Origin of the sequence: Kitasatospora sp. DSM 101779 (assembly GCF_025655475.1) — a bacterium.
In the GTDB taxonomy this organism is placed as follows: Bacteria; Actinomycetota; Actinomycetes; order Streptomycetales; family Streptomycetaceae; genus Kitasatospora.
In genome coordinates this window covers 16,683-38,356 of sequence record NZ_JAHTIK010000003.1, presented here as the reverse complement: position 1 = coordinate 38,356, position 21,674 = coordinate 16,683, and the positions used below count along the sequence as shown (strand labels likewise).

The window sequence follows — 21,674 nt, the reverse complement described above, 5'->3', positions numbered from 1 at the left end:
GATCTGCGCACCCCAGCCGCCCGGTACCCGCCATAACTGCGAAACCCCCTGCTCGGACTTACCCTGCTGGTCAGAATGGATGGGCCGCTACACCTGGTCCCGGCCGTTGAGGGCCTGCGCGTCGGCGACCAGACCGCCCAGAGCGCCGCCGAGCCCGCCACCTCGGCGCAGCCGGCCCCGGCCGCCGGGCCGGTCGCCCGGGAGAGCGACTGGGTGCAGATGGGCGCCTACGTGCCCAAGAAGATCAAGCAGGCCCTCAAGGTCCGCTGCGCGCGGCTCGGCATCGAGATGCGGCAGGCGTGTGCGGAGGCGTACCGAGCGTGGCTGGAGAAGAACCCCGCCCCCTGACCGGCGGGTGCACGGCCGGTGCGCACTCGGGCGTGCACCGGCCGTGACCTGCGCTGTCAAGGTATCCGCCGGGTGATCGGCGGATACCTTGACGGCCCTGCGCCGTACCTTGATGGCGTTCCTCCGCCTACCTTGATGGCGGCCGATCGCCAACCTTGACGGCCCTGCCCGCCCCCTCCCCCAACCCGACCGCGCGGCCGGCCCCAGCCGGACGCGGGAAGAAAAGGCACAGCGCAGCGTCCGACCAAAAGCCGACCGCCGCGCCCGCCCCGTCCGTCACCAGGAGAGCGCCCCGGAAGGTAAGTCGGGCCGGTGAGTTCGCCGGATCGGCCAGCTGAGCTGCACTGATACACCAGGGCCCGGCTCCGGGACGGACGCCAAACGGGCACCCAAGCGAGCGCCCAGACGCGCATCCAAACGGGCGCCCAAGCGAGCGGCTGTACGAGCGGAGCGGGCCGCCGGTGGCGCCGAGCCGGCCGGAACGGGCGGTGCAGTGCCGTCCGGCCGGACGGTCTGTTCTGGCCCCACCAGGTGTTCGAGCGGAAGCCGGACCTGCCGAGCTTTGTCCGCGGGTCTGACGCTCGCAGGATGGCGTGCGGGCCGTGGTGCGGGCGCTCTCCCACGTCCTGAGGGAGAAACGGCGCGGGCGCACGAGCGACGACGCCACCCTGTTCCTGATCGAATGGCGCTGAGGCGTCGCCGCCCGCCGGCTGCCCCGCCGCGTCTGCGACGACGCCGGATCGGCCCCGATGCAGCCGGAGTACCGTGGGATATCGGGACGGACCAAGCCGCACCCCGAGCGGCGCCCCGTTGTCAGCGGGCCCGGGCCGGTGCCCGCGGATAGGTTGCCGGTCATGTCGGACGAAACCAGTGCCTCGCACCCGGGGCTCCTGCCCGACCGGTTCCGCCAGGCGGCGAAGCCGGGCACGGTCCTGCTGCGCCTGGAGACCACACAGTCGCGCGAAGGCGCGCTCGACGGCGCCTGGTGGCCGCGTTCCCGGGACATCGGCGCCGAACTGCCCGGCCTGATCACCGCGCTGACCGAACATCTCGGCCCCGTGCTGAGCGTCGGCCTGGACACGGACGCCTGGGACGACATCCCGGCCCGGCTGGTCATCGACGATCGGTCGGTGCACATCGACCGGTACCCGGTCGGCGACGACACGGTCATCATCACGCGGGGCGACCGCGACCACTTCAGCCTGCTCGTCGTCCCCCCGCAGGCAAGCCGGGAGGCGGCCCTGGCCGCGATGACACGCGCGATCGAGGCCGGCGGAACCGACTCGGCACGGCAGATCCTCATCGCCACCGCCACCGCCACCGCCACCGAGCCACCGGCCGAAGCGACCTGAGAGGAACAGCACCACAGGTTGGGCTCCTCGAGCAGACAGGAAGGCGGGACGCAGAGATGTCCGTCTACGTGAAACTCTCAGCCGATGCCCGGGCACCGGCAGAGCCGTCGAAGGGGCCGTTGGACCTCCAGTACGAAGACGGCGCGGACGACGGCGTCACCTTCGAATACGACCTCCACCCGAGCGGCGCGCTGCGCGTCCTGCGGGTCTTCGAGGACACCCCGCATCGGATCGAGACGTGCTTCGGCCGCGGGGCGTGGCTCCAGGTCGCCGGCACCTACCTGCGAAGCGGCTCCGAGTACTGACGCCGATCCACTCAGGCGAAAGGAACGCCTTCGGCGGCGGTCACCTGGTTGCTCAGCGGTTGGCGGACCGGCCTCCGCTCCGGAAACGGACGGCGGAGATGGCCAGCGCGACGATCAGCACGGCGATACCGATGAACAGCAGGTACAGCAAGCCCTTGGCGACGGCGCCGACCAGGCCGAGCACGATCGCCATGATGATCAAGAAGAGCGCGAGTGCCACTTCGCCCTCCTTCAAGCTCTGTCCGCGAGCCACCAGCGGACTGGCGGTGGTCACGGCTGCACCCCGCGTATGGGCGAGTACGTCGGGGCCAAACCTGACGGCCGTTTCCTCGGCGGGTCGTTCCCCGGTCGGCCGTGATCGCCGGTGGGGCTGGTGCCTTTCCGGCAGGTTGATCGAGGATCGGTTGGCGATTCGGAACGCTTTCATCCGAGTCGGCGGGTTCGCCGCGCCTCCAGCCAAGATCCTCCGGGCCGTTTCGCCGGCAGGCCCTCTGCGGAGAAGCCTGACTCGGTCCCTGTGGTCGCGCCCTTCAGTAACGGCGTATCGAACGTGGTAGTCAACGTGTATGCCGACGGAGCCCGCCAATGCTGGAGACCGGCCGTCTCTACTCAGACGGCTGCGACGGGTGGTCCGCCGGTCGCCTGCCGGGCGCGGCTGGATGCGGGGCGGCGATCTGCAGTTGTCTCAGCGATCGCTGGGTTTCGCGGCGCTCGGGTTCCTCACCCTGGTCCCGCTGCTGATCGTGGTCTCCGCAGCCGATCCGGACCGTGGGCGGGGCTTCGCCCAGTGGCTGGGGGACGGGCTCGGCGTGTCGCTGGCTTCCAGGCAGGAGGTCGAGCAGCTCTTCGGGCGGCCCGGCCAGGCGTTTCAAACCACGACGGCCTTCGGTCTCGCCGCCCTGGCGGTGTTCGGTCTGTCGTTCGGCGCCGCGGTACAGAGCGGCTACGAGAAGGCCTGGAATCTACCGTCGGCCCGTTGGTGGGCTCGATGGCGGCACGTGCTCTGGCTCGCTGCCCTCATCGGATTCCTCTTCCTGTCCGCTACCAGCACACTCTGGCGCCGGTCCCCGGCCGGCGGGCTCGTGGCGGCGCTGATTGCGGTCCTGTTCGTCTGGTGGTCGCAATGGCTGTTGCTCGGCGGACGGGTGCGCTGGCGTGCCCTGCTGCCGGGGGCCGTGGTGACCGTGATCGGACTGCTCGGCCTGCGGCTTTTCTCCCGGCTCGTTTTCTCACCGCTGATCGCGTCCAACACCTTCACCTACGGCCCGTTCGGGACGGTGTTGGTCATCCAGTCATGGCTCGTCGGCGTGGGATTCGTCGTCTTCGGCGGCGCACTGATCGGCCGCCTACTCCATGAGGAAATCCCACGCGTGACAGCGCGGCTGAAACGGCACAAGTGATATCCGACTCGCCGGCATGCCCATTTCTGAGTGCGTCGCGCTGTCGCGCGAGGCGGCTCCCCCTTGGTGCCAGACCAGTGGTACTGAATGCTGCCCAGAAGGCTCTCAGGCGACTGCCCATTACAGCTGGTACGACCCGGGCCGTGGTGCGGGCGCAGTCCAGTCCACCAGTCGCGGTTGATCCGCCCCGCCCATACCGTCGTTTCCGGCGGCGGCAGCATTGACCCGGGAGGCCAGGATGCGGCATTACAGATGGGTTCTGGAGACCCAGGACGACGACGGCCACTGGTCTCGGCAGGAAAGTGCTTCCCTGCAGAACCCTCTGGAGTACGACGGGCCGCCCCAGCGGGCGGCCAACCACCTGCGGGACGTGTTCGTGCGCACCCTCTCCCGGCCCGCTCCGGGCCCCCGGGCGGTCAGGATCCGCCTCTGGGAAGGAGCCGATGCCGTCGGCGAGCCCGACGCCGAGACCGAGTGGTCACGTGAATGACCCGCCCGGCCCCGGCCGCTGTACAGGGCGGCTGCCATCTGCCGGCTACGCGGGTACCGGCCAGGAGGCGGCCCGGTTTCGGGCGAGATCCGCTCGCCGTCCGGCCTCACCAGGGCGGGTGGAGGGCGCGACGGCCGACGGCAGAAAGTCGGAACGGGGCGCCGGTTGTGCCCCACCACCGGCCGTCTGCGTGGCGAGCAGCTCGCTCGCGGTCTTGGTGTTGGCGGGATCGGCGGCCTTGGCCATCAGCCGGGTAGCGTCAATGGCGTCCGTCTGCGGCGGGACGACCAGTAGGTTCAGCCGGCGGGGGGCGTACGAGCAGACCATGATCATGTGCTCGTCCTGCTCGGTGGTGAACCAGCCCGCGTGGACGGTGTGGCCCGCGACCGGGATCCGCCGCGGGATGAGCGGCCACTGTGCGGGGTTCACGGTGATCCGGGTGATCCGGCCCCACCGCTCGTCGATCTCGGCGGCCAAGGAGGGGAGTTCGAGAAGAAGGTCACGCGACCGGGGCCACCAGGCCCCGTCCAACCGGCCGGTCCGTACGCCGTCGGGCGCCATGGACAGCCGCAGGGGGGATTCTGGGGTGGCAGGCGTCGTCGCGCGATCGAGGATCGCAGTCATGATCAAGGACCTGTCTCCGAACCCGGTTCAAGGCCGGGTCCGGGATAACCGTTCGCCGGAGACGACGCCAGTGTCCGGTGCCGGCATGCGAAGTGCCTTCGGTGATACCCAGGCTACTCTCGGCTCCGGGAGGATGTCGGCCGCCATGGCGATCGAGTCGCGGTAGAAAGCCGTCGGCCCGGCGGAGCCCGACGTCGCCCGGGACAGGGCCGGCCGGCGGCACCACCCGATGAGGCCCGCAACGCATCTCCTCCACCCTGGCCCGTACACCCCACGCGCTCACGATCATGGCTAGGCATATGGTCAGTGACCGGATGTGCACAAGGCTTGATCGCCCAGGCGGTCCACGGGCGCGACATGCGCCGCGCGCGCTACCACGGCCTCGCCAAGACGCACCTGCAGCACCAACTGACCGCGGCCGGGGCCCGGGGGCTGGTCACGCCTGGGCAGCGGGACGCCGAGGACCGCCTCGGCGGTGCTGCGGGCGATCCGGACCGGACGCCGCCCGGGCGGGCGCAGCAGGCGGCGCACCGAAGTGACGGCGATCTTGGAGGCGTCCGCGATGTCCTGGGCGGACATGCCTCGGCGGACCAGGACAGCGGCCCGCAGCGCCGCCGGGGTTGGGTCGACGCGCGCGGCCAGGCCCTGGGCACGGTCACTGTCTCGGCGCCGGCGGGCGCGCAGCGCGGCCTGGCGGCACCCGGCGCGCAGGCAGCCGTAGTCCGCGCACGAGGCCTGGCCGTGGCGCACCCGGCTGCGGGTCGGGCGACGGGACGGCCGCGTGCCTGCCGTCTGGTCCTGGCCCGCCGTCACCACCCGCACCCTCCCCCGCTCCGATGGGTCAGGACGGCAGTATGCCGGGCGGCTGCCGGAGCGCGGCAACGGCGGCCGCCCGGCTCGGGAGCGTGTTCGCCGATGTGGATCGGAACGGTTCGGCCTGGCCGCCGGGGCTGTGCTCATGGCGTCATCGTGGTGGCCGGTGCGGTGGGGCCATATTCGGCAGCCACACGGGATTGTCCGCCACGAGAAGGGTGGCGGAGTACGGGTGCCGCCCGGAGACGATGTCGATCAGGAATTCCACCATGCCGGCGCCGGTCCGGATCCAGGCCTGCTCCGGGCTCGCGCCCCGCAGCCAGACGACGACGGTCCACTTCTCCGGGTCCGGGCTGGCGGTCTCCCAGAAGCACATGTCTCCGTTCGTGTTCGTTCCCCAGGCGATCAGTCCACCGGCTTCCGGGAACACCGGGTAGGGGAAGTAGGCCGGCCACGCCTCGCGCATCTCGGCGATGGCGCTCCCGGCGCCTTCGAACGTCTCCGTCAGGATCTTCGAGAAGTTCTTGAAGTGGCTCCCCGGCAGGCGGTAGTCGAACGGCGAGACCACCCCGAACTCGTCGTTGATCGACCCGCACCCGAAGACGTCGGTGAACTGCCGGTAGTCCGCCGGGAGTTCCAGTCCGATCTCGGACCGGCACCGCTCCCATTCAAGGGCCTGGTGCGGGCCGCGGGGATCCGCCCGAAGCAGTCTGGCCAGCTTGGAGACCGCCGCATCATCCACAAGGACCCACCTTCCGCTCCGGGGTGCCACCGATGATCGCACCAGGTGGGACGGCACGATCCGGCGGTACCGAGTGGTGAGCGGGGAACCCCGCGGCGGACGGCCGGCGCCCCGGGCGCGGCGTGCAGTCCAGGCACCGGCCAGGGCGGGGCGGGCGATTGGCCTGTCTCCTGTCCGGTCCCGGTGCGTGCGCGCTACCGTAAACGGGTCATCAGCCCTGGAGGGCTCGCGCCGATTGGCGCAGTGTGTGCCGTGCGCGGCGCCGTGTTCCGCAGCCCCGCCCCTTGTTGGAGATGCTGATGACCCCCTCCCCCGATGCGGCCCGTCCCACGAAGCTGAGCCGTGCCCTCGTCGCGCAGATCCGTCGCGATGTCGCCCGCGACCATGCCGCGGTTGCCCGGTGGGCGGCGGCCCTCAAGGTGAGCTGGACGACGGTGGCCGGTGCCGCCTGCGGGTGGACGTGGCGCTCGGTGGCGGTCCCCGCCCCGGTGGCGCCGCCTGTGGCGGTGAAGAACCTGGCGCCTGCGTATGCGCGGCTGGACGAGGCCACCGTGGCGCGGATGCGCCGCACCTACCGCGCGGGGCACACGACTCTGGGCCGGCTGGCCAGGCAGCACCAGGTCTCGGAGAGCACGGTCCGCCAGGCGGTGCTGGGGATGACCTGGCGGCACGTCACCGAGCCTGCGGCCCGGCGGGCGGGGACGGGTGGGTGGACGGTGCTCTCGGCGGACGATGAGGCGCAGATCGTCCGGCGCCGCGCGCTGACACCGCCCGAGCCGTTCCGGCAGATCGCGCGCGAGCTGGGGCACGACGTCGCCACGGTGCACCGGGCCTGGCGCCGCCTGCGGCCCGCCCCGCGCACACGGGCCGACCAGGCATAGGGCCGGGCGCCCGGCCGGTTCCCGTGGACCGGCCGGCGCAGTGCCCGCCCGGCAGGCCGGAAAACCGGTCCCGTCCCGTGGCGCACCGCCCTTCCATCTGCCCGCCGCACGACGCGTGAGGCCGTACCGGCACGGCATCCGCCTGCGGGTCTGCCCGGGCGTAGGGTCTGGACACCGCCACCCATGTGCGGCGCAGCAAGACGTGGAAGGGAGCGTCGTGATGGCGCTCGTGCACCGCTACCTGATCGTTCTCCCCGGCCGGCCGGGCTGCCACGCCCCGCAGACCGGCACGGTCGTCACCGCCACCGGCCGCACCGGCCCCGGCGGCCACCCCGTCTACACCGACACGACCGGCCGCCTGCGCGTGGAGATCACCGAACACGGCACCGCCCGGCTCCTGGCCCCCACCCCGCTCCACCACGGCCCCCTCCACGCCGAACCCCTCCCCTGACGGACCCGGGACCGTCTCGGACCGGCGAACGGTACGTGCGGTTCCGCGGATGGGGCCGGGACTCGGCAGGCCCTGCATGCAATGTCCTTTTTGGGGGCATATGCCGGGCTTGGGTATTTTGGTTGACCGTTTGCCGAACTGCGTGGAGGGCTGCCGTGCCGGACCCCGAACTGACACCGGAGGAGATCGCGATGGTCCACGAGTACGTGGAGATCCCGCCCGGGGGCACGGTCGACCGCCTGGACGTCCAGCGGGCCCGGCTCGCGAAAGCCGTCGGCGGATGGTTCCGCAAGGCCGGGCCCGGCCTGTACGAGATCGTCACCGAGACCCCCCGCCCCGGCACCCGGCCCCCCGAGCTGCCGTAGAGCGCGCCCGCGCCGGAGCCGGAGTACGCGCAGGCAGTTCGCGATCGCCACCGAGTCCAGGCGGCGACCGGACCGGCCGCGGGTGGGTCCGTCGCGGGCAACAGCCCGGTGGCCCGGGGCCTGCGGCGGCAGACCGCCACCGCCTGCACGGCGGTGGCGCCCCCGACCGCGGGCGTCACCATGACGGCCCGGCACCCGCGAGACACCGCGGCGGATGCCGGACCGGAACCCGGCCGCCGACCCTCATGGACCAGCGGGGTGTGGCAACGGTGGGGAGGAGCGGTGCCCCGGGGCGCCGGCCGCCCGATCGCCGACCTCTCGGGAGTGCTCCGTCGTGTCCCTCGCCCACCGGATCCTGCAGGTACTCCTCGCCCTCGCCTGCGCCGCAGGCCTGTGGACCGCCTTCGCCGCCCCCCGCACAGGCCGCCCCCGCCCACACCACGTCCGCCGCCGCAAGCACCGTGGGCACGGTCGCGAAGGCGGCGCCCGCAGCCGCACCGGCCGCCGGGCAGGGCGTCGACTGGGACAAGATCGCGGCCTGCGAGAGCGGCCGCCGCTGGCACGCCAACACCGGCAACGGCTACTACGGCGGCCTCCAGTTCAACCAGGCCACCTGGCGCGCCAACGGCGGCACCGCATACGCACCCCGGGCCGACCTCGCCACCCGCGAGCAGCAGATCGCCGTGGCCGAACACCTCGCCGCCCGCCGCGGCCTCGCCCCCTGGCCGCACTGCGGCGCCCGCGCCGGCAAACGACCCGCCACCGGCCACCACACCGTCCCCGCCCCGCGCCCCGCGCAGCGGCCCGCCGCCCAGCAGCCGACCACCGCCGAACCGGACACCACCGCCACTGCCACTGCCGCCGGCCCGGACGATGCCATCGACCTCGCACCGGACGCCGCCGGCACCGTCGTCGTGCAGGACGGCGACACCCTCGACGGCATCGCCCAGGCGCAGCAGGTGGCCGGCGGCTGGCCCGCCCTCTACGAGGCGAACCACGACACGATCGGCGACAACCTTGACCTCATCCTGGTCGGGCAGTCCCTGCGCCTGCCCTGACGCCCCGATCCGGCTCGGCGCGGGTCGCAGCCACCCCGTGCATCACCGTCCTGCCTGTCGCCGCATCAGCGGCACGGCACGGCGGCGGGGCGGCCCCGTCCGCCCCGCCGAAGCCCCGGACTGAGACTGAGGCCGCCGAGGGGCGCAGCGGGTGCAGGCCCTGCCGGTATCGGGCGGGGGCGAGGGGGTGTGGCGCCTTGTTGGGAGGGCCGGGGGCAGTGGTGGCCGGCCGGTGCTGCGGGCGGCAGCGCTTCTTTCCCTCGCCCCGGATTGCGCGGCTGGCCCGACCGGCGACCGGGCATCACGGTTGCCCGGCAGTCCAGTTGGGGCGCCGGGTAGCGTTCCGTGCCGTGAGCACACCCGTCCTGCCGACCCGTGAGCAGCTGCGGGATCTGAACTCCTTCGTCGACGGGCGGGCGTACCAGGCCCTCGGACCGGCCCTGCGTGTCCCGGGGCACGAGCCGCTGATGCGCGAGGACCAGCGGGCGGCCGTCCGCGAGGCCGTCGGCGCCGTGTCCGCGGCCGCCCGGCACCTGTGCCAGGTGCTGTGGCAGCGCCTCGGCGAGGCGGAACCGGGGCCCGGCGCCCACGCCGCGTGGGCCGCCTACCGGGCCTTGGCCGCACCGTGGCAGGACCATCCCGACCTGGCGCCGGACCTGCGCGCCCTCCTGCAGGCCGAGACCGGCGGCTGACCGGCCGGCCGGTCGCGGCGCAGCAGCGAGAAGGGCGTGCCGTGCCCCGGCGCCGTCCTGCCCGGTGCCCGGGCCCGGGCGCTCCTATCCTGACCGGACAGCACCAACCGGGGCCGGAGGCAGGAGCGCATGGTGGAGGCGGGCATCGATTTCGCGGCGGTGTTCCAGGCGCTGCCCGGCGCCGTCGCGCTGCTCACCCCGCAGCTGGTGTTCGCCGAGGCCAACGAGAAGTTCCTGCGCCAGGCCGGGCGCAGCCGGGAGCAGGTGGTCGGCCGGTATTTGTTCGACGCGTTCCCCCGCCAGCCGCACGACGCCGGCACCTCCCGCATGCGGGACCTGGAGGCGTCGCTGCGCCGGGTGCTGGCCGGCGGGGAGGGCGACGTGATGGCGGTCCAGCGCTATGACGTCGAGGTTGCCCCGGGCCGGTGGGAGGAGCGGTACTGGAGCCCGGTGAATGCGCCGGTGTTCGCGCCGGACGGGCGGGTGGTGCTGGTGATCCACCGGGTGGAGGACGTCACGGCACTGATCCGCGCCACCGGCGGGCCGGGCGCCGAACTGCGCGTCGAGGCCGAGCTGTACAGCCGGCTGCGGGAGCTGGAGGAGGTCAACCAGCGGCTGCGGGTTGCGAACGAGCGAGAACGCGAGGTCGGCCTCGCCCTGCAGAGCGCCATGCTCCCGCCGGCCCGGCCGATCCGCGCCCACCGCACCGCCGTGCGCTACCGGCCCGCGACCGCCGCGCTGAACGTGTGCGGCGACTGGTACGACCTGATCCCCCTGCCCGGCGGCGACAGGACCGCGGTCACCGTCGGCGACGTCGTCGGCCACGGCCTCGCGGCAGCCGTCGTCATGGGCCAGCTCCGCAGCGCCCTGTCCGCCGCATCCCTCGTGGCCGACGGCCCCGCCCGGGCGCTGGACGCCCTCGGCCGCTACGCGCACTTCCTCGACGGCGCCGAATCCACCACCGCCGTCACCTGCTTCCTCGACTGGGACGAGCGCACCATCACCTACTCCAGCGCCGGCCACCCGCCCCCGGTGCTGCTGCGCGCGAACGGCACCGCGGTACTGCTCGACGACGCGACCGACCCGCCGCTGGACGCCCACCCCGAACCCACCCCACGCCCCCAGGCCACCACCGTGTTCGCGGACGGCGACGTCCTGGCGCTGTACACCGACGGCCTGATCGAACGCCGCGGCCAGGACATCGACACCGGCCTGACCGCCCTCATCGATTCCCTCGCCCGCCACCACGCAGCCTCGGGACCCGACGCGCTCGACCCCGACACCCTCGCCGACGCCGTCCTCGCCGACCTGCTGCCCCCAGGCGGCGTCACCGACGACACCGCCCTCGTCATCGTCCGCCTGTAACGCACCACCGGCTGCAGGTGCGCGCGAGCGCACCAGACGCCGGACGCGGGTCGGCCCGGGGCGGGCATGGTGCGGCCGGGTGGCCGCGCACGGCCGGGCGGGTGACCCGTGCGGGATGTCGGCCAGGTGCAGGCGGTGGGGTGTGGCAACGGTGGGAGGGCGGTGCCCCGGGGCGCCGGCCGCCCGATCGCCGACCTTCTCGGGGAGTGCTCCGCCGTGCCCGTCGTGTCTCTCGCCCACCGGATCCTGCAGCTACTCCTCGCCCTGGCCTGCGCCGCGGGACTGTGGGCAGCCTTCGCCGGCCCGGCGCAGGCTGCCCCCGCACACACCGCACCCGCCGTCGCAGGGGTCACGGGTACGGTCGCCGCGGCTGCGAGCGTGGGAGCCGTTGCCGAGGCCCCGGCGGCCGTCGGGCAGGGCGTCGACTGGGACAAGGTCGCATCCTGCGAGAGCGGCGGCCGATGGCACGCCAACACGGGCAACGGCTACTACGGCGGTCTCCAGTTCAACCAGGCGACGTGGAAGGCCAACGGCGGCACCGCGTATGCGGCCCGCGCCGACCTCGCCAGCCGCGAGCAGCAGATCGCGGTCGCCGAACACCTCGCCGCCCGCCGCGGCCTCGCCCCCTGGCCCGTCTGCGGGGCCCGCGCCGGCCACAGCACCGGCGCCCACCACACCGTGCCCGCGCCGCGTCCGGCGCAGCAGCCCGCCGTCCGGAAGCCGGCCGCCTCGCAGCAGCCCGCCGACCAGAGCGCGGCCGCCGACGAGCAGGACACGGCGACCACCACCGACACCGGCCCGGGCCCGGCCGAGGCGGCGACGGTCGTGGTCCAGGACGGCGACACCCTCGACGCGATCGCCCAGGCACAGCAGGTGGCCGGCGGCTGGGCCGCCCTCTACGAGGCGAACCACGACACGATCGGCGACAACCCCGACCTCATCCTCCCGGGCCAGGCCCTGCGCCTGCCCTGACGCATCAACGGGCGAGGGTGACGGTGAGCGGCTCGTTGGGGCAGTCGGCGATGCGCCGGCGCAGGGTGTCGGCCTCGGCCTGGTCGACCGTGAGGCCCCAGCGGGTCTTGATCGCGGCCCAGTCGGCGAGGTAGGTGCACCGGTACCCGGTGGCGGGCGGGAGCCAGTCGGTGACGTCCTTGTCCGCCTTGGAGCGGTTGGAGCGGGCAGAGACGGCGATCAGCGCACGCGGCTCGTCCGGGTCGTTGGCGTAGGCCTCCCGCTCCTTCGCGCTCCAGTTCGAGGCACCGGAGTGGGCGGTGGGGCTCGGCGGCGCTCTCCACGGTCAGGGATTGCCCCATGGCGTAGGCCGCCTGGTACAGGGTGTCGGTCACCAGGTACGCGAGGGAGTAGTAGGCGGTCTCTTCGGCGCCCCGCCGGCCGGGGACGAGCAGCGGCAGCGACTTGGCGACCGCGGTCTGCCCGAGCTGGCCGACATAGTCCGCCGCGGCGTAGCGGGCCATCCGCCCCGGCCGGGCGGTGCCGGTGGTGTCGGCGCCGGTGCCGGAGGGGGCGGGGTCGGGGCGGCCGTCGGGGGTGTGGCGGCGGGTGGTGGGCAGGGCGCGGGCGAACGGCACCGCGTTCGCGACCGTGACGGCGAGGATTAGGCCGGCGGCCCAGGACAGCAGGATCCCGGCGCTGACGGCCAGCGCCGCGCACGGGGCGAGGACGGCGGCCTTGGCGATGGCGAGGACGAGGTTCTCGCCGAGTACCCGGCCCGGTCAGCGCCGGCCGGTCCGGGCCCGTGCCGTGCGGTCTCCACGACCGGGTCGCGGGCCACTGCGATAAGGCCGACGGCGCGGAGAACCGGCGACGACATGGGTCCTCTTTCCCGCGCTCCGCAGGGCCGGACAAGGCCAATTTCGGTCAGGTCGGCGAGTTATTCCTCACGACAGAATGGGTGTTGCTCTCGGCAATGGGTCGCTTGCCGATAAATGTGGCATTTGGTTCTTTTCGGGGCGCACCTCCTCTGCGGCGCTCCGACCCGGGGACTCTGTGACGATTAGGGGGCTTGCTCGTGGCCGTTTTTGGTGAGCGCTGACCAAAGGCCCGGTCGGGCGCCCTTCGAAATCCGCGGTGCGATTCCTGAATATGGCCCCCTCCCGAGCGGAGAACGTGCGCGAACCCTGGCCAAGGCACTGCCTTGAGCTGGGGTTTTGCTGCCCATAATGGGCATTCGATGTGAGCGTGCTGCAGTATTCATATTTGCTCCACCCGCAGTTCTGGGGCGCCTGGTGCGAATCATGAGAGGTCGGCGCCCCGTTTTTCATGGCCCGTGGGGCCCGGAACGCATGCGCCCCCTTGTACGCCTCGTGCGCCGTTTGTTTTCCTGGATTAACCATCTCGAGGGTGGGTATTTGGAGCGTGTGCGATCAGCACTTGGCCCGACTCTTCTGCGTGGAATCCAGATCGTCTCCGATCGATGAGGTGAGTGCCACGTCCAGCCGCCTGATGGTCCTCCTCCGAGGAGGACCGAGTGACATTCCCGAGATCCACGAAGTAGAGACCGACGTCATCGAGGACCGGTTGAAGATCCCCCGCGGGAACGGCTACGAGCACTTCGAGTTCACGAGGCGCTTCCAGGACGTCGGGGACGTGCTGATCCCCGTCTACCGGTGGTCGTACCGGACCGCCGTGGCCGAGTAGCACGACTCGTCACCGCCTCCCCGGCACCCGACACCGACACCGACACACACCGATGCCGGGCCCCGGGACCACCCGTAGCCACCGGCGCAGCCCCTCCTTCAACACCCCACCCCCACAACCCGAGGTGAGCAGTGATCAGTGACCTTCCTGCACGCGTACGAAGCCTCCGCCCTGCGCCCCTGGGACGTGCGTCGTGAGCCGGCCCTCCTCCGGGCGCTCGCGAGGCACGGACACCGTCGTCACCGGCATGGGGTTCTGCCTGCCGGGCGAAGAGCAACCGCTGTTCACCGTGGGCGAGGTGTGGGACGTGGCCTCCCACGGCCGCTCGTGCCTGAAGCACCACGGCGTCTACTACGGTTCCGTCGAACTGCCGGAGACGGCCTTCGCGGAACGCCTGCCCGACGTGCCGGGCATCTTCTCCCGGCACTACACCAACGCCCACCGCTACGGACTGGTCTCCCTCGTCGAAGCCTGTGCCGACGCCCAGTTGAGCATCCGAAACGGCGACCTCACCGACGCTGCGGTCCTGGTCGGCCGTGGGGGCATCGACGCCAACATCGCCAGCTACCTCGAAGTCCTGCACGCCGACGCGCGCACCACCACCCCCCACCAGGCGATGGAGCTGTTCGTCAGGGCCCAGCAGGGGCTGACCCCCTCCGACGTGGCACTGGTCCAGGGGGCGCTGCTGCGCACGACCGGGCCCTGCTTCACCGTTTCGTGCGGCTGCGCCTCGTCCGCCGTCCAGATCGGCAACGCCCGTCGCATGATCGCCGCCGGCGACATCGAGCTCGCCGTCATCACCGGCGTCGACGTCTTTGGCGTGGACGTGATCCAGAACGTCCAGCGCCTGCTGCACGGAGCCCAAGGCGCGTACGAGTCCATCCGCGTCGACGGCATGCCCGAGCTCCTCCCGTCCTTCGACCGGGTCATGAGGCCCTACGACCGGCGGGCCGACTGCGTGAACCACGGGGAGGGATCGGCGACCCTGGTACTGGAGAGCCGTGAGCGCGCCGAGCGCCGCGGAGCCTACATCTACGGGCAGGTCCTGTCGCACGGCATGACCCGGGACGGCCTGTCCAACCCCCTGGCAAGCGACGAGAGCGGCGCCTCCTTGGTCACCGCCGTCCGCAAGTGCCTCGGCGACCGGTGGGACATCGGTCAGGTGCCCTACATCCACGGCGGCAGCGACGGTGACGTCGTCGTGACCGCCTTCGAGACGAACGCGGTCCAGCAGCTGTACGGCGACGGCGTGGAAAACCTCCTGATGACCTCCCAGGAAGCCTGCTTCGGCCACAACGGCGCCCCTGCGGGGGCTCTGGGCGTCGCCCTGACCCTCCTGATGCTGGAGCAGGGCGAGGTGTGCCCCACCGCCAACTGCGAGGAGCCCGCCGACAACATCCGCTTCGACCCCGTCCCCGGCGTCCACACCCGGCGTCTGGAGTTCGACTACGCGCTGACCTGCAACTACCAGATCGGTGGGGTCAAGAGCGCCATCCTGCTGGGCAGCCCGGACGCCAACTGACGGCGGCCGCCGCCACCCGCGCCGCCGCACGGCGAGCGCTCCTCTCCGTTTCGTACAAGCGCAAGGAAACCCCGTGATGGGCCACGCAGAGAACCTGAGAGTTGCCGACACGCACATTGCCGTCATCGGCATGGGATGCCGCCTTCCGCTCGACACCGACTCGCCCGCCGCCCTGTGGCGGCTGCTCGAAGCCGGCCGCGACGCCGTCGGCGAACCGCCGGTCACCCGCGCCGGACAGATTCCCGCCGTTCCGGTCGGCAGCGCCGGGCAGATGCCGCGATGGGGTGGTTACCTTCGCGACGTCGCCGGCTTCGACGCCGACTTCTTCGGGGTCTCGGGCAAGGAGGCCGATGTCCTGGACCCCCAGCACCGGCTGCTCCTGGAGGTGACGTGGGAAGCCCTCGAACACGCCGGCCTCCCCCCCGAGCGACTGGCGGGAACGTCCACGGGACTGTTCTCGGGCCTGAGCTACACCGACTACATGGAGTCCCTCGCCGGCCAGCCCCGGGAACTCGAGGGAGCGATCCTCACCAACGGGCACTGTGTCGCCCCCGGGCGCATCTCCTACCTGCTGGGCCTGCAGGGCCCCTGCGTCGCACTGGACACCGCGTGCTCGTCCTCGCTCGTGGCGGTCCACCTGGCCTGCCAGGCCCTGCGCAACGACGAGTGCGATCTCGCGCTGGCCGGCGGCGTCACCCTGATGCTCGGCGCAAGAACGACCATGTCCTTCGCCCGCATGGGGATGCTCTCGCCCACCGGCCGGTGCCGCACGTTCGACGCTGCCGCGGACGGCTTCGTGCGCGGCGAGGGATGCGGCGTGGTCGTTCTCAAACGCTTGGAGGACGCGCTCCGTGACCACGACCGCATCCTGGCCCTGATCCGCGGCTCGGCCGTCAACCAGGACGGCCGCTCCGACGTCCTGGCCGCGCCCTCCGCCGAGGCCCAGCAGGCCCTGTACCGTCAGGCCCTCGCCCGAGCCGGAACCGACCCGCGCGAAGTGGGCCTGGTGGAGACGCACGGCACCGGCACACCCGTCGGAGACCCCGTCGAGTTCTCCAGCCTGGCCGCGGTCTACGGTGTGGGCCAGGGGCGCTGCGCCTTGGGTTCGGTGAAGACGAACGTGGGCCACCTGGAGCCGGCGGCCGGAGTCATCGGCCTGATCAAGGCGGTTCTCTGCCTCCAGCGCGGGCTCGTCCCGCCCAATCTCCACTTCACCCGCTGGAACCGGGCCATCGACGCCGAGGGCACCCGCCTGTTCGTTCCCACCGACCTGGCCGCCTGGCCCGTCCTCACGGCGTCGCGGCTGGCCGCCGTCTCGTCCTTCGGCTTCTCCGGGACCAACGCCCACGTCATCCTCGAACAGGCCCCCACCCGCGGCCGCACCCCCGTCCTTCCCGGCCCCGCCACCACCGCCACCGCCGCCACCGGCGCCGCCATCGGACCGGACCGCGTCCCCGCCGACACCGCGCCGTCGCAGGAGCAGACCACGCCGCCTCACGTCCTCCTCGTGGCCGCCGGCTCCAGGGACGCCCTGCCCGCCGCCGCGGCCCGCCTGGCGGGCTGGCTGGAGACCGAGGGAGCCGCCGCGCCGCTGCACGACGTCGCCCACACCCTCGCCCTGCGCCGCTCCCCGGGGCACGGTCGGCTCGGGGTGGTGGGCGGCTCCCACGGTGAGCTGACCCATGCCCTGCGTTCCTTCGAAGCCGGACGAGCCCATCCCGGCGTCGTACGCGGCCACGTGGGCGCGGGGGTGAGCCGTCGCGCCGTCTGGGTGTTCTCCGGCCAGGGCTCGCAGTGGCCGGGCATGGGACACGGCCTGCTCGGCACCGATCGTGCGTTCACCGAGGCACACTGGCCGAAGCCGACGCGCTGATCACCGCGGAAACCGGATTCTCCGTCCTGCGAGCCGTTCACGACCGCGAACACATCAGCGGCTGCGGCCGCGTGCAGCCCGCGCTGTTCGCCCTGCAGGTCGCCCTCGCCGCCACCTGGCGCGACCACGGGGTGGAGCCGGCCGCCGTCATAGGCCATTCCATGGGCGAGATCGCGGCCGCCGTCACCGCCGGAGCACTCACCCTGGCGGACGGCGTGCGGGTCATCTGCCGACGATCCGCTCTCCTCACGCGCATCGCCGGAGCCGGCGCCATGGCGAGCGTCGGCCTCGACAGGGCGACCGTCGAGACCGAACTCGCCGCCGTCGGCGCCGACAAGGTGTCGGTGGCCGTCATCGCCGCACCCGGATCGACCGTCGTCGCCGGCACCGTCGCCGCCGTCCGGGACCTCACCGCCGCCTGGCGGGCCCGCGGAGTCGTCACACACATGATCGACGTCGACGTCGCCTCGCACTGCCCCCAGGTCGACCCGCTGCTCGCCGACCTCGCGAGCGCCCTCGCAGATCTGACTCCGTGCCAACCGGCCGTCCCCTTCTACACCACCGTCCTCGACGACCCCCGCGCGACGCCTCTCTTCGACGCCGCCTACTGGTGCGCCAACCTGCGCCGGCCCGTGCGCTTCCACGCCGCCGCGGCAGCCGCTGCCGCCGACCGCCACCAGGTGTACCTGGAGGTCTCGCCGCAACCCGTCGTCACCCACTCGCTCGCCGGAAGCCTGACCGGACTGGTTCACGAGCCCGTGATCCTGCCGACACTGCGCAAGAGGGAAGACGAGCGCACCACCTTCCGCACCCAGCTCGCCGCCCTGCACTGCGCGGGTGTGAGCGTCAAGTGGTCCCAGGTCTACGCCGACGGCCACCTCACCGACGTGCCCGCACTCACCTTCGACCGCCGACCCCACTGGACCGACACCGCCCCGCCGCCAGCAGTCCTCCGGTCCACCGAGCGCACACCCGCCACCCTGCCGGGGACGCACACGGAGGTTCCCGGCGACCGACCGCGCCACGCCTGGCACGCCGACACCGGTACCGACGTCCTGCCCTGGATGTCCGACCACCGCGTCCACGGCCGGCCGGTCCTGCCCGGCGCCGCCTACTGCGCCCTGGCCCTGACCGCCGCCGCCGAGGTCCTGCCCGGTGCTGTGCACGGCATCGAAGCGACCGACCTCCACTTCCGCGAGATGCTGCACCTCGACGCGCACACGCCCCTCGGAACGGTCGTCACCCCGACCGGCACGGACCGCGCCGACTGCGCGATCTTCGGTCGCGGCAACGACGGTGCATGGGTGCGGCAGGCGACTGCCGACCTACGCCGGATCGACCCGTCCCCCCGCAAACCGGCGCTGTCCGTGGACGCCCTGTCCGCCGGCCATGACATCGTGCTCGATCCGGGCGCGCTCTACGAGAGCCTGCGCGCACGGGGCCTGGAACACGGCCCGGCTTTCAGCGGCATCACCGAACTGCGCAGTTCCGCGCAGGGCGACAGCTTTTGGGCCCGCGTGACACTGCCGGCCCCGGCACAGAGCGCGCCCCACGGCCTGCGGATCCACCCGGTCCTCCTGGACCTGTGCGCTCAGCTCGTCGTCGCCGGCCTGGTCCACGAATCCGGCCACGGCCTGGTGCTGCCCGTCCATGTGCAGGCCGTGCGGATCCTCGCTGATCCGGAGAAGGCCTACTACGCGCACGCCTGGCTCACCCACACCGCGGCCGACAGCATCGTCGGAGACGTGCGGCTGCTGGACGAGGCGGGAAATCCCCTCGTCGAGATCGACGCACTGCGCTTCCTGCGCCACGGCCAAAGGGCCGACGAGACCGTCGACCGGTGGTTCCTCGAAACGCGATGGCAGCCCGAGCCGCACCGCGAGCGTCCCGAACCCGCCGAGCCGGGGTCCTGGCTCGTCATCGGCGAAGCGGACGGCTCCGCCCGCACCCTGGCGGATGCCCTCCACCGCGCCGGGGCACGCGCCGACGCCCTCGACCTTCCCGTCGACACCGCCACCCTCTCGCAGCTCAAGCAGGCCATCACCAGGCACGGGGACGCATCGCCCACACCGCGGGCCGTGGTCGTCCTGTCCGCACCCGCCGCGCCCGAGGACGACGCCGGAGCGACCGCACTGTGCCGCACCCGCCGTCTGCTCGCCGCCGCCCAGAGCGCGATCGCGCGCAGCGCGCCGACACGCCTGTACGCCGTCACCCGAGCCGCCTACGATCCGCAGCCCGGCCGGCCCGTCGACCCGGCCCAGAGCAGCGTGCGCGGACTCGTCCGGGTGCTCACCCACGAACACCCGGAGCTGCGAGCGACCCTCATCGACGCCGACATCGCCGACGACGGCCTGCACCGGCTTGCGGCCGAACTCCTCACCGACCCTCCCGAGGACGAGATCGCCCTGCGCGGCGACACCCGCCACATCGCCCGGCTGGCCTACACCCCCCTGTCCGAGACCGAACGCGCCACCGCCCTCACCCGCACCGTGCGCTACGGCACCGACCGTTTCCAGCTGCACGCGGAGCGGCTCGGCGACCTCGACGCCCTGCGCCTGACCGCCACGGCTCGGCGCGCCCCCGGCCCCGGTGAGGTGGAACTGCGCCTCCACGCCGCAGGCCTGAACTTCCGCGACGTGCTCACCGCCATGGGCATGCTGGCGAACGACGACGAAGCGGGCTACCGCATCGGTTTCGAGGCCACCGGCGTGATCACCGCCGTCGGTTCGGGTGTCAGGCATCTGTGCGCCGGCGACAGCGTTCTCGTCGTCGACGTGCGGGGCGGCCTCTTCACCACCTTCACCACCGTGCCCGCAACCACCGTCGCGCCCATCCCGGCGGGCCTGACCGCAGAGACGGCCGCAGGGCTGCCCATCGCCTACCTCACCGCCTGGTACGCACTGCGGCACGTGGCCAGGCTCACCAGCGGTGAGCGTGTCCTGATCCACAGTGCCACCGGTGGGACGGGACTGGCCGCGATCGCGGTCGCGCAGCGCCTGGGCGCCGAGGTGTTCGCCACCGCAGGCAGCGAGGACAAGCGGCGGCACCTGCGCGCCATGGGCATCCGGCACATCATGGACTCCCGCTCCCTGGACTTCGCCGAGCAGACCCGCGCCGCCACCGCGGGAGAGGGGGTCGACGTGGTCCTCAACTCCCTCTCCGGGCCCGCCATCAGAGCCGGACTGGAAACGCTGCGGCCCTTCGGCAGATTCGTCGAACTGGGCGTCCGCGACATCCTCGCCGACACCCCGCTGGGTCTTGGACTCCTGCGGCACAACATCACGATGAGCACGGTCGACCTCGTCGAGCTCCAGCACACCCGAGCGGACGTGTTCGCCGAGGTGATGCGCGAGGTCCTGGCAGAATTCGCCCGGGGCACCCTTGCCCCGCTGCCCTGCCGGACCCGTCCGCTCGCGCGGGCCGCCGAGGCCTTCCGCCTCATGGCCGGCGCGGGCCACATCGGCAAGCTGGTCCTGACGATACCCGGCGACGGCACCACCACCGCCGTCCTGCGTGAAGCGCCCTCACCGGTACGACCGGACGGGACCTACCTCATCACCGGAGGCCTGCGCGGCGTCGGCCTCGCCACGGCCCGCTGGCTGGCAGAGCACGGCGCCGCCCACCTCGTCCTCAACGGACGCACACCGCCCTCGACCGACACCGAACGGGTCCTCGCCGGGCTGCGCGAACTGGGAACCCGCGTCAGCGTGGTGCTGGGTGACATCGCCCAGCCCGGCGTCGCCGAGAAGCTGGTGACCGAAGCCACCGCCGAGGGCGGGACGGTGAGCGGCGTCCTCCACGCCGCGATGGTCCTCGACGACGCCGCCGTGTCCAACATCACCGACGACCAGCTCGAACGCGTCTGGCACCCCAAGGCCACCGGCGCCTGGCGGCTGCACCAGGCCACCGCGTCGCTGCCGCTGGACTGGTTCGTCCTGTACTCCTCCATGGCCTCCCTGTTCGGCAATCCGGGCCAGGGCGCCTACTCGGCCGCCAACGCGTGGCTCGACGCCTTCGCCGGGTGGCGCACCGCCCGCGGCCTGCCCACACTGGCCGTCAACTGGGGGCCCTGGGGCGAAACCGGGGTCGCCACCGGCTTCGCGACCCGCGGCTACCGGACGATCCCCACCGCCGACGGACTCGACGCCCTCGCCGCGCTCCTGACCCACGGTCGCGTACGCACGGGCGTCGTCCCCGGCCCGCCGGACACCTGGATTCCCCCGGCGGGCCGGAAGTCCTCACTGTTCGCACTCATCACGCCCGAGGCGCCCGACATCCCCGCGCAGAAGGCCGCCCAGCACGCCACGTGCGACATCCGGGGCGAGCTGGAGGCCGCGGAACCCGGCCTTGCCCGGCGCAGGGTGCTCGAGGACTTCCTGGCCGACCACATCCGTACCGTCCTCCGGCTGGGGGCCAGCACCCTGGACCCGCAGACCCCGTTGCAGGCACTCGGGTTCGACTCCCTGCTGCGTATCGAATTGCGCACCCGCCTGGAGGACGCGTTCGGCGTCAGACTCGCCGGCGACTTCGTCTCGGCCCATCCCACCCTGGCGGCTCTCGCCGACGGCCTCGCCCAGCACATCGGCGTCGGCCTGGCCTGCGACGCCTCCCCTGCTCCGCCCGACGCCGCCGCATTCCCCGCCGCGGACCTCATCGGGCCCCGCCGGGCGCAGTCGGCCCGATCCTCGGGCGCCACGCCCGCCGGTACCAGGCCGCCGAGGACGACCCCATGAAC

Annotated in this window: 19 protein-coding genes and 1 pseudogene; 15 read left to right on the top strand and 5 right to left on the bottom strand. The window is 72.7% G+C overall.

Features of this window, described 5'->3' with window-relative positions; genetic code table 11:
- Positions 1-75 precede the first annotated feature (75 nt).
- The 3 genes from KSNIM_RS38745 (at position 76) to KSNIM_RS38735 (ending at position 2,005) form a co-directional block, all read left to right on the top strand.
- A complete protein-coding gene (locus KSNIM_RS38745) occupies positions 76-348 on the top strand; it encodes a hypothetical protein (protein WP_263108354.1) in 273 nt (90 codons plus the stop codon).
- An 854-nt stretch (positions 349-1,202) separates the two neighbouring features.
- Complete coding sequence (locus tag KSNIM_RS38740) at positions 1,203-1,700, top strand: DUF5994 family protein (protein WP_263108353.1); 498 nt, start codon at positions 1,203-1,205, stop codon at positions 1,698-1,700.
- A gap of 56 nt (positions 1,701-1,756) precedes the next feature.
- Positions 1,757-2,005 carry a hypothetical protein gene (locus KSNIM_RS38735; protein WP_263108352.1) on the top strand — a complete coding sequence of 83 codons (249 nt, stop codon included), beginning with the start codon at positions 1,757-1,759 and terminating at the stop codon, positions 2,003-2,005.
- A gap of 52 nt (positions 2,006-2,057) precedes the next feature.
- On the opposite strand, the gene KSNIM_RS38730 is transcribed toward KSNIM_RS38735, so the two are convergent.
- Complete coding sequence (locus tag KSNIM_RS38730; RefSeq protein WP_263108351.1) at positions 2,058-2,225, bottom strand: hypothetical protein; 168 nt, start codon at positions 2,223-2,225, stop codon at positions 2,058-2,060.
- Positions 2,226-2,571: 346 nt separating this feature from the next.
- Between KSNIM_RS38730 and KSNIM_RS38725 the strand changes: the two genes are divergently transcribed.
- Positions 2,572-3,405: a YihY/virulence factor BrkB family protein gene (locus tag KSNIM_RS38725; protein ID WP_263108350.1), complete on the top strand. Its 834-nt coding sequence runs from the start codon at positions 2,572-2,574 to the stop codon at positions 3,403-3,405.
- Positions 3,406-3,940: 535 nt separating this feature from the next.
- Here KSNIM_RS38725 and KSNIM_RS38720 read toward each other — a convergent pair.
- From KSNIM_RS38720 to KSNIM_RS38710, 3 genes are all read right to left on the bottom strand, one after another.
- Entirely contained in the window at positions 3,941-4,456 is a 516-nt protein-coding gene (locus KSNIM_RS38720) for a DUF5994 family protein (protein WP_263108365.1), read from the bottom strand.
- Positions 4,457-4,822: 366 nt separating this feature from the next.
- The gene (locus KSNIM_RS39280; RefSeq protein ID WP_317634127.1) at positions 4,823-5,332 is read right to left on the bottom strand and encodes a hypothetical protein; all 510 of its coding nucleotides are present in this window, start codon (positions 5,330-5,332) and stop codon (positions 4,823-4,825) included.
- 151 nt (positions 5,333-5,483) lie between these two features.
- Positions 5,484-6,131: a hypothetical protein gene (locus KSNIM_RS38710; protein WP_263108349.1), complete on the bottom strand. Its 648-nt coding sequence runs from the start codon at positions 6,129-6,131 to the stop codon at positions 5,484-5,486.
- A 242-nt stretch (positions 6,132-6,373) separates the two neighbouring features.
- On the opposite strand from KSNIM_RS38710, the gene KSNIM_RS38705 reads away from it, so the two are divergent.
- From KSNIM_RS38705 to KSNIM_RS39270, 7 genes are all read left to right on the top strand, one after another.
- Positions 6,374-6,955: a hypothetical protein gene (locus KSNIM_RS38705; RefSeq protein ID WP_263108348.1), complete on the top strand. Its 582-nt coding sequence runs from the start codon at positions 6,374-6,376 to the stop codon at positions 6,953-6,955.
- A gap of 220 nt (positions 6,956-7,175) precedes the next feature.
- Positions 7,176-7,406, top strand: a complete 231-nt coding sequence (locus KSNIM_RS38700; protein ID WP_263108347.1) for a DUF6296 family protein — start codon at positions 7,176-7,178, stop codon at positions 7,404-7,406.
- A gap of 155 nt (positions 7,407-7,561) precedes the next feature.
- Positions 7,562-7,771 carry a hypothetical protein gene (locus KSNIM_RS38695; RefSeq protein WP_263108346.1) on the top strand — a complete coding sequence of 70 codons (210 nt, stop codon included), beginning with the start codon at positions 7,562-7,564 and terminating at the stop codon, positions 7,769-7,771.
- A gap of 461 nt (positions 7,772-8,232) precedes the next feature.
- Entirely contained in the window at positions 8,233-8,829 is a 597-nt protein-coding gene (locus tag KSNIM_RS39275) for a transglycosylase family protein (protein WP_317634126.1), read from the top strand.
- Positions 8,830-9,179: 350 nt separating this feature from the next.
- Positions 9,180-9,521, top strand: coding sequence for a hypothetical protein (locus KSNIM_RS38680; RefSeq protein ID WP_263108345.1), 342 nt, complete (start codon positions 9,180-9,182; stop codon positions 9,519-9,521).
- 129 nt (positions 9,522-9,650) lie between these two features.
- Positions 9,651-10,886 (top strand): PP2C family protein-serine/threonine phosphatase, encoded by a 1,236-nt coding sequence (locus tag KSNIM_RS38675; RefSeq protein WP_263108344.1) that lies wholly within the window; start codon positions 9,651-9,653, stop codon positions 10,884-10,886.
- A 216-nt stretch (positions 10,887-11,102) separates the two neighbouring features.
- On the top strand, positions 11,103-11,858 hold the full coding sequence (locus tag KSNIM_RS39270; protein WP_317634125.1) for a transglycosylase family protein: 756 nt from the start codon (positions 11,103-11,105) through the stop codon (positions 11,856-11,858).
- A gap of 4 nt (positions 11,859-11,862) precedes the next feature.
- On the opposite strand, the pseudogene KSNIM_RS39605 reads toward KSNIM_RS39270, so the two are convergent.
- Positions 11,863-12,159: pseudogene (locus tag KSNIM_RS39605) on the bottom strand (DUF1524 domain-containing protein); the annotation flags it as partial.
- 1,166 nt (positions 12,160-13,325) lie between these two features.
- Between KSNIM_RS39605 and KSNIM_RS38655 the strand changes: the two are divergent.
- The 4 genes from KSNIM_RS38655 to KSNIM_RS38640 all read left to right on the top strand — a co-directional run bounded on the left by KSNIM_RS38655 (position 13,326) and on the right by KSNIM_RS38640 (position 21,672).
- Positions 13,326-13,544 (top strand): DUF5988 family protein, encoded by a 219-nt coding sequence (locus KSNIM_RS38655; RefSeq protein WP_263108343.1) that lies wholly within the window; start codon positions 13,326-13,328, stop codon positions 13,542-13,544.
- Positions 13,545-13,791: 247 nt separating this feature from the next.
- Positions 13,792-15,066 (top strand): beta-ketoacyl synthase N-terminal-like domain-containing protein, encoded by a 1,275-nt coding sequence (locus KSNIM_RS38650; RefSeq protein WP_263108362.1) that lies wholly within the window; start codon positions 13,792-13,794, stop codon positions 15,064-15,066.
- A 130-nt stretch (positions 15,067-15,196) separates the two neighbouring features.
- Positions 15,197-16,939 carry a type I polyketide synthase gene (locus tag KSNIM_RS38645; RefSeq protein ID WP_263108342.1) on the top strand — a complete coding sequence of 581 codons (1,743 nt, stop codon included), beginning with the start codon at positions 15,197-15,199 and terminating at the stop codon, positions 16,937-16,939.
- A complete protein-coding gene (locus KSNIM_RS38640) occupies positions 16,861-21,672 on the top strand; it encodes an SDR family NAD(P)-dependent oxidoreductase (RefSeq protein ID WP_263108341.1) in 4,812 nt (1,603 codons plus the stop codon). Before KSNIM_RS38645 ends, KSNIM_RS38640 begins: the two co-directional genes overlap by 79 nt.
- Positions 21,673-21,674 lie beyond the last annotated feature (2 nt).

What these genes read in the sequence shown, in the direction of transcription:
- KSNIM_RS38705 (WP_263108348.1), top strand. Translation starts at nt 6,374, where the DNA reads ATGACCCCCTCCCCCGATGCGGCCCGTCCCACGAAGCTGAGCCGTGCC.
- KSNIM_RS38700 (WP_263108347.1), top strand. Translation starts at nt 7,176, where the DNA reads ATGGCGCTCGTGCACCGCTACCTGATCGTTCTCCCCGGCCGGCCGGGC.
- KSNIM_RS38740 (WP_263108353.1), top strand. Translation starts at nt 1,203, where the DNA reads ATGTCGGACGAAACCAGTGCCTCGCACCCGGGGCTCCTGCCCGACCGG.
- KSNIM_RS38650 (WP_263108362.1), top strand. Translation starts at nt 13,792, where the DNA reads ATGGGGTTCTGCCTGCCGGGCGAAGAGCAACCGCTGTTCACCGTGGGC.
- KSNIM_RS38675 (WP_263108344.1), top strand. Translation starts at nt 9,651, where the DNA reads ATGGTGGAGGCGGGCATCGATTTCGCGGCGGTGTTCCAGGCGCTGCCC.
- KSNIM_RS38745 (WP_263108354.1), top strand. Translation starts at nt 76, where the DNA reads ATGGATGGGCCGCTACACCTGGTCCCGGCCGTTGAGGGCCTGCGCGTC.
- KSNIM_RS38735 (WP_263108352.1), top strand. Translation starts at nt 1,757, where the DNA reads ATGTCCGTCTACGTGAAACTCTCAGCCGATGCCCGGGCACCGGCAGAG.
- KSNIM_RS38645 (WP_263108342.1), top strand. Translation starts at nt 15,197, where the DNA reads ATGGGATGCCGCCTTCCGCTCGACACCGACTCGCCCGCCGCCCTGTGG.
- KSNIM_RS38725 (WP_263108350.1), top strand. Translation starts at nt 2,572, where the DNA reads ATGCCGACGGAGCCCGCCAATGCTGGAGACCGGCCGTCTCTACTCAGA.
- KSNIM_RS38720 (WP_263108365.1), bottom strand. Translation starts at nt 4,456, where the DNA reads ATGGCGCCCGACGGCGTACGGACCGGCCGGTTGGACGGGGCCTGGTGG.